Here is a 1,987-nt window from a genome sequence, read left to right on the forward strand (position 1 = left end):
AGGCTTCCGCAATAAAGAGCGGTTTGCCAATGCCATTTACTTCCATCTCGGCGGGTTGGATCTTTACCCTGATGGGATTACTAGATGATGGGCGCCCACTCAATCAGGGGAAGAGCCTCTTTTTCTTCTCCTCCCAGGAGGAGGCAACGGTGACCGTCAGAAAGGGCGAGCCGGAATCCACACCGGCAGCAATGACCTTCAGCACATCGAGACAGCCCTGTGCCTCGGCATCACCCTTGCCGGCGAAGAAGCGCATCCCGTCCAGCAGCTGTTTCAGCCCAAAGGTGAAATAGGGCAACCCCCGGGAAAAAGCCCTCATCAGGGCATCACGGGCTTTTTCCAGGTCAGGCTGTTTTTCCATCAGTTGCATGGATGCGTTCAGGATGGCACCGTCTGGCAACCATTCAAACCAGTGATCCAGGTTCTCCACCCAGGATTTCCAGACATCAGCCTGCGAGCGGTATTCCCCCGTGTTTCTCCCCAGCACCAGCACATAGCCACCGATAGTGGCCGCCAGGGGATAGGAGATCTTTTCATACAGCATCTGCTGCGCCTGCTCCACGTCCAGCAGGCGCTGGGCCAGGTGTACCGCGCCCATGTTGATATAGCCCAGCAGGGTGTTGATCATGGGATCACCGATGGTCATTGCATAATCCAGCTCTTCGAAAATGCTGTGTTTCTTTATCAGGAGCTCCACCACTTCCTGTCCCTGTGGCGTCGTCCAGGGCGTGGGCAGGCTGATGAGCTGGGCACCAAAGGCGGACTGCTGAAGCAGAAAACGGCGGTCCATGTTGCTGCCCGGCCCCAGGAAGAAGTCCTCATCATCAGTGCTTTCACCTGCCTGAAGTCCCCCGTGCTTGAAGCGGAACAGGGCAAAGTCGCCATCTTCGAGGGAAGGCTCCTCTACGGGTATTGCGGTTCCCAGCTTCGCCGTGGCACTGCGCACATCAGGCGCCCTGCTCATCAGTTCGCCGAGTTCCCGGAGCACCTGATCACCGGAAAGCATCCCGTCGGCCGGGTTCTGATCAGGCGCCAGCCAGGAAAGGGCATAGCCGGATTCGGGATCTGCACTCAGCTGGGCATAGCTTTGGGATCTGGCAGCCATGGGGCGCATGTAGCCCCCGGTAGCCACGGCTTCCTGTGCGAACTTGCCTGTCATGGCATGCAGGCTCGACCATTCATGTGGGCCTTCATGTGGAATCGTAATGATCACCCGGGTATCCTCACCGGCCTGCACGGTGAAATTCTGCGTAATCACACCACCATTGGGCAGGGAAAGCTGGATGAGATATTCCCCGGGCACAATGTCCTGCAGCGTCTCTTCCGTGTACTGACTGGCATGATCGACGAGGGGTACGCGAATATCCGCCACGAAACGGGTCTGCTGTTCTTCCCCGCGAAAGAATACGCTGCCCATCAGCCCTTTCCTGGCCTGACGCTCGTACAGAAGTGCTCTGGCTGCTACATGGATGCTCATGTGCCCGCCTCCAGTTCGATTTCGATATCACGATAGGGTGGCAACACGGTTTCATCCTTGCGCTCCCCCTTGCGGCTGTCGACTTTCGCTACGAAATCGTAGTTGCCATGCGGAATCTCGATTTTCCACTTGTCCGGCTGTGGAGTACGGCTGTCCACAGTCGTTTCCCCGTGCAGGCAGACAAACTCGGCCTGGTCCGTATCGGCATCGGCACTGCAGGACACCACCACCGGCACGATGGGCTCTTTCAACCGCTGCCAGCCATGGAGAGCGAAGCGAAGGCTGGTAGACCCCAGTAGCCGCGAGGCCGCACTGTTTTCCCGGCGTGCCTTGCGCCAGAGGGAAAACAAAGTAGGCCTCCGAACGCGGCGTCCAGTCATTGGGAGCCAAGTACGGAGCAGCAACGAGCTTGCGAAGTTGTTGCGTAGTGCTTGGTGACCAGGACGGCTGGGGCACCAATAGGTTGTCAAAGGCCGAGTCGATTTTGGGGACTGGGATGTCCCAAAATCT

General features: G+C 58.0%; 2 protein-coding genes. Both read right to left on the minus strand.

Going from position 1 to position 1,987, the window contains the following annotated elements; all coding sequences use genetic code 11:
- Positions 1-103: 103 nt before the first annotated feature.
- Positions 104-1,477, minus strand: a complete 1,374-nt coding sequence (locus tag ACOCD2_RS17875) for a hypothetical protein (RefSeq protein WP_293689099.1) — start codon at positions 1,475-1,477, stop codon at positions 104-106.
- Positions 1,474-1,987: hypothetical protein (locus ACOCD2_RS17880; RefSeq protein ID WP_419625849.1), on the minus strand; the 514-nt coding region annotated here is incomplete at its 5' end. The genes ACOCD2_RS17880 and ACOCD2_RS17875, both read right to left, overlap by 4 nt.

This window comes from Thiolapillus sp. (assembly GCF_048562965.1).
Classification (GTDB): Bacteria; Pseudomonadota; Gammaproteobacteria; order Chromatiales; family Chromatiaceae; genus Thiolapillus; species Thiolapillus brandeum_A.